Origin of the sequence: Paenisporosarcina sp. TG20, from assembly GCF_000286315.1 — a bacterium.
Lineage (GTDB): Bacteria > Bacillota > Bacilli > Bacillales_A > Planococcaceae > Paenisporosarcina.
Map to the genome: position 1 here is coordinate 1 of NZ_ALJG01000153.1, position 5738 is coordinate 5738.

At 36.4% G+C, this 5738-nt stretch carries 3 protein-coding genes; 1 reads left to right on the forward strand and 2 read right to left on the reverse strand.

Going from position 1 to position 5738, the window contains the following annotated elements; translation table 11 throughout:
- Together B371_RS22335 and B371_RS0102010 are read right to left on the reverse strand one after the other, a co-directional pair.
- Positions 1-3417, reverse strand: a 3417-nt coding sequence (locus tag B371_RS22335) for an Ig-like domain-containing protein (protein WP_157185128.1), incomplete at its 3' end; no start/stop codon positions are given.
- A gap of 692 nt (positions 3418-4109) precedes the next feature.
- Positions 4110-4757: a vWA domain-containing protein gene (locus tag B371_RS0102010; protein ID WP_019412646.1), complete on the reverse strand. Its 648-nt coding sequence runs from the start codon at positions 4755-4757 to the stop codon at positions 4110-4112.
- A 202-nt stretch (positions 4758-4959) separates the two neighbouring features.
- Here B371_RS0102010 and B371_RS23300 point away from each other — a divergent pair, with 202 nt between their 5' ends.
- Entirely contained in the window at positions 4960-5124 is a 165-nt protein-coding gene (locus tag B371_RS23300) for a hypothetical protein (protein ID WP_019412647.1), read from the forward strand.
- Positions 5125-5738: the final 614 nt, after the last annotated feature.

A 5738-nucleotide genomic window follows, 5' to 3' on the forward strand; every position in this document is an offset into this window, starting at 1 on the left:
CGTAGTCGTTGTTCCTGTTCCTACAATCGTTGATCCTACTTTAATTGTGACAGTAGAACCAACTTCTGCACTTCCAGTCACACTCGTTGATTTATCCGTAACTTCATTAACTGTTGGCATTGTAGGTGCTGTTACATCTACTACCGTCACTTCTCTAATTCCACTCGTATTTCTAGCATTATCAGTAGCGGTTACTGACAATTTTGTTCCTGCTTTTTGTTTTGTAATTAAAACAGTATAAGTGCCTTCGCTATCTACTGTTCCAGAACCTATTTCGGTCGTACCTGATTTAATTTTAATCAGTGAACCCACTTCTGCTGTTCCGCTAACACTTGTAGATTTATCCGTTACTTCGTTTACCGTTGGAACTAACGGGGCTGTTGCATCTGTTACTATTACTTCTATTGGGTCACTACTATTCTTTGCAGTATCAGTAGCAGTAATGGTTAACTTTGTTTCTGCTTTTTGTAATTCTATTAGAACCGTATACTTACCAGTGCTATCAACAGTATCTGAGCCTTTTTCAACCGTTCCAGATTTTATAGTAATAAGAGAACCAACCTCAGCTGTTCCCGTTACACTTGTCGATTGATCCGTTACTTCATTTACTGTTGGCATTGTAGGTGCGGTTACATCTACTACCGTTACTTCTCTAATTCCACTCGTATTTCCAACAGTGTCAGTAGCAGTTACTACCAATTTCGTTCCTGCTTTTTGTTGTGAAATTTGCACAGTATAATTGCCTTCGCTATCCACTGTCCCAGAGCCGATTTCGGTTGTACCTGATTTAATTATAATCAGTGAACCTACTTCTGCTGTTCCGCTCACAGTTGTAGATTTATCCGTTACTTCCTTTACTGTTGGAACTAACGGGGCAGTTGCATCTGTAACTGTTACTTCTATTGGGTCACTATTATTCTTTGCAGTATCAGTAGCAGTAATGGTTAACTTTGTTCCTGCTTTTTGTAATTCTATTAGAACCGTATACTTACCAGTGCTATCAACAGTATCTGAGCCTTTTTCAACCGTTCCAGATTTTATAGTAATAAGAGAACCAACCTCAGCTGTTCCCGTTACACTTGTCGATTGATCCGTTACTTCATTTACTGTTGGCATTGTAGGTGCGGTTACATCTACTACCGTTACTTCTCTAATTCCACTCGTATTTCCAACAGTGTCAGTAGCAGTTACTACCAATTTCGTTCCTGCTTTTTGTTGTGAAATTTGCACAGTATAATTGCCTTCGCTATCCACTGTCCCAGAGCCGATTTCGGTTGTACCTGATTTAATTTTAATCAGTGAACCTACTTCTGCTGTTCCGCTCACAGTTGTAGATTTATCCGTTACTTCCTTTACTGTTGGAACTAACGGGGCAGTTGCATCTGTTACTATAACTTCTTTTGGTTCACTACTATTTCCAGCAGCATCCGTCGCCGTTACAGATAACACCTGATTTGCTTTCTGTTTTGGAATAGCTATAGAAAAAGTTTGATCTGTAGAAACAATTCCTTCCCCGATAACTTCTACTCCTGTCTTTACAGTTATCATGCTTCCTACTTCTGCATACCCAGTCACGACCGTTGATCTATCCGTAACAGGATTCACAACTGGGATGCCAGGTGGAATGGTATCAAGAGATGTCGCATCAATTAATCGATACTCGATGGATGCTCCTTTAGTGGTTGGAACAGAAAATTCATTTACATCTTCAATGGGTACGTTTATGGCCCCACCACCTCTTAAATACTTTGGTAATGAACCTGTATATTTAGGGCTATCAATCTCGGAAAGGACGGCTTCACCGTTGAAACCATATAAACCAGTTGGTTCGTTTACATATAGTGCTTGTCGGAAATCGGTTAAGAATTCTCCGAGTGTTTTATCTGCGCCTATATATTTTTGAATAATTGCTTCTAGTGCATTCACATCACTGTTCAGATCTATTAGTAACTCTTTATAGATTGATTCACCTTGCTTTGCTTGGACTCTTAAATATTGACCAAACAAATAAGATAAAGAGTAGTTAGATAATACGTCTCCGGCCCGATCCCAATATAGAAGTGAGTGACCGTTTGCAATTGAATTCGAAAGTTCATAATATTGAACTCGATTTGTTAAAGCACCATTCATGTACATATGTTCCGCAGCCATAGAGAGGGCTTCATTTAACCAAACCTCCATGCTCGGACCTCTTTCGACTAAAACGTTTTGATTGAAGTTCACCATATGCTGAAATTCATGAGCAATGGTAGAAAAGGATTCATCCACATTATAAGAACCCTTAGTTAAGCCCATAGATGGGTAGGTATCGATATAAAAAATCTCTGACATATTTGAGTATGCAGTCTGATAAAGGTCTCGCGCATAAAAATAACCTCCAATATATCCGCCGTTACCTGTAAAGCCATCAGAAATGTCGTAAACAAGTATTGAAATCTTCTGGTTACCATCCACATCAGACTCTTTTGCAAAGTTCTCAGTAATGAGTGGATATATCTCTTGATCAAACTCATCGCTCATTTCCTTTGCTTGAGCAGAAGAAATGTCATTGTTGTTTACCCAAATCTCACCGTATTGACCACTGTATTTCAATTCGGCCGCAATTTCATAGTTGGTATTATCTACAGCATCCACTACCCAGAAGTTTTTCATTGCTCCAACAGTGGACGACTGTATCGTGTTTTTACTACTTTTTGTTTCAAATAAAGAAGCATTCACTTTCGCCGGATCAAACTCTGGAAGCATATCAACTTTATAGGCTTCTTGTGGAAGGGAATTATCTATCGTTATCTTTTCATTTAGTTCGCTAATCGAAAAAGTTCCAGTTGATTGAGTTGTCATAGCATCGGTTGACTCGTTACTGACAATGACAGTATCAGTTTTAAGGGGAGTCGATTCCCCCTGGAAATAGGGATTTCGGATCTTTTTAAAAGTCACACCTGAAAGTGTATTGTCACTATAATCCGACAATGTGCCCATCCGAATATAGATAAATTCTTGTTCAAAGTACTTAGATGATAACGCTTCTTCTGTGACATAGGGAGTTGTCCCATAATAAGAAATTAAAGTATAGGTATCGTATGTTAACACACCTTGACTTTCCGTATAAAAGTCCCAATACATAATAGGATCACGTGGACTCCAAGGCCATGGTGAATATTCTAATGTTAAGTTAATAGAAGATATATAATCACTTGTAATACTTTTAGGTAGTATTGTATGTATTGAATTGTAATAATCAAAAATGTATGCTTCTTCATTCATCGCCCACTCAGTAAAGAGAGAGATATTTAAAGAGTTCTCTTTTTGCATGTCTTTCGAAATGACATTTTTATTGTTTCCATTTTCTTCAGAAGCCTTCACTGACAATGGACTTAAAAGAGATAATAATAACATTAACGATAAAAAAGTTTTCATAAATTTCAATTTGTGTACCTGCCTTCTATGATATATTAGTAAGTTATTATATTTTATAGAGATAATTTATACATTCTATGATAAATATATTATTCTGGTATCTTTAGTTTCTGACCAGACTGTACCACTGTAGTCTGAAAGATTAATCAATCTTTTTATTATTTCTGTTGAATATACTATTCTTTCTTACCTCGAACCACATTTGTTATCCACTTAATTAATTACGTATGTACGTACTTCAATCATTTCGTGTGATAATGAAAAATACTCACCCTTTCTTTCCAGTAAATTACAAATTATATTTTATTCTATCATATTATATACAGAAATAATAGCAAATTTAGTAATAAAGTTGTAAATTAAATGATATTTTTTCCTTTTTTAGGTTCTTACTACATATGTTTTGACTAAACAAAAAATAGTCAGCTTCTTCTAATAAAAGTGATCGGTAGTATTTCCATTGGAGAAGGAAAAAAGATAAGGCAACTACTAAAAAAGATAGCGACTGAAGATGCAATTTCAGCCGCCCTTGAATTTACTATAAAGCGCTCGCCATTCTGTAATTTCATGTTCTTTCTTTTATGTTTAATATCTCATACAACAACTTCGCTAGAGTGCTGGCCTAGGGACAATTTTTAAAATTCCAACCTTCTCTCGCGATGTTTTCATCGCGAGACATACATCTCTTCCTATTAATACTTACGTTGCTCAAAATCAGATTCAATTTTTTGTTTCCATGTTCGATCCAGTTTTTTACCCGAGCGGAAAGAGCTGACGGCTTCATTTAACACTTGGTAATTGAGTTGGGTCCCTTCTGTATCGGCATGGTATTTTACCGCGAAGTCTTTATCAATGCCGAATGTTTCTGCTGTAGAAACTGCATCGATATTGGCTCCTAGGAACATAAACTCCCAATTATAATTTTCTTTCTGGTGAGCAATCATTGACTTGATCTTTTTATGGTTGTATTCACAACTGGCGTTTTCCATTCCATCGGTTGTAATAACGAACATCACTTTTCCAGCGCGTTCTTCTTCACTCGTTCTTTTTTGAGCATTACCGATTTTTAAAATTGTCGAACCTATTGCATCAAGTAAGGCGGTGGTACCACCCACTTCATATTCCTTTTCCGTAATTGGTGAGATGCCTTTAATCGAAATGCGGTCATGCAGCAACTCATATTCGTGATTGAACAGGACCGTCGTAACTCGCGCATCGCCTTGTTCTTTTTTCTGCTTGGCAATCAAGGCATTAAATCCACCGATTGTATCGCTCTCAAGCCCTGACATAGACCCACTCTTATCCAGTATAAAAACCAACTCAGTACTTTTCGTATTCATATTATTTTCCTCCTTAAGTTGTGTTCCGGAATCCTCCGATTTCTTTTACAACTTAAGAATAAGCTTTTCTTGAAGCAAAAAGGTCGCTTCTAAAGCGACAATTAAACACCGAAAATTTCGGATTGTAATCCGATAGCACTATTCAAAATGAAGGAACTTCTATATAGCATGTCTAATTTATACTAGAAAAGGAGGAATTTGAATGGATATTGAAGCGTCATTTGCTCTAGATGCTATTCTGAGAGAATTAAAACAAATTAACAATAAATTAGATAGTATTGAATCTAACACCAGTGTTACTGAACATAATTTCGCAATGTTGGAATCGAAGTTAGATGAAATGATACAAGTCCTCGCTAAAAATTGATTACTCGTGCGCCTCTTAATAGGCGCTTTTTCACAAAATAAAGAGGTATAAACTATAGAGTGCCATGATTCCCGTGTTCATTATGTTTTTAGTATATGGAGACTAACATGCTAAAATGGGGTTTCCAAGGTGGACTCACGTTAAACCGATAAATTTAAAGGGATGATTTTCTTTTTAAAGCTCACAAGTCTCCTCTTGAACTTCAGTGGTAGAGATGTTTGTTCTGTAATATATTCTTGTCTAATAATCCTATCTAAATATATCTTGGTTTTTATCACAAGATAAAAGTATATAACTATAGAGTGCCATGAACCCAGTGTTCATGGTATTTTAAAGTTTATGAGACTAACATTCTTAAGTAGGATTTCTTTGGTATGACCCTCTTTAATTCGATTAATATAAAGGTGTTATTTCCCTTTTTAGAAACGTTAAGTTTCCTCTCAGTCGAAGTGAATTTTCAGTGATATAATCTTGTTTAAATAAAGGTGTAGGATTTTACAAAATAGAACGATTTTTTATTTATTTTAAAAGAAAAATGATTGTAGTGGAAGGCGGCGACTCCTGCGGGAAAAGCGAGACAGACGAGACCCCGCATGAGCGCACAATGGAACAAA

Excerpts from the sequence above, each read along its gene's own strand:
- B371_RS0102010 (WP_019412646.1), bottom strand. The coding sequence starts at position 4,757 with ATGAATACGAAAAGTACTGAGTTGGTTTTTATACTGGATAAGAGTGGG.
- B371_RS23300 (WP_019412647.1), top strand. The coding sequence starts at position 4,960 with ATGGATATTGAAGCGTCATTTGCTCTAGATGCTATTCTGAGAGAATTA.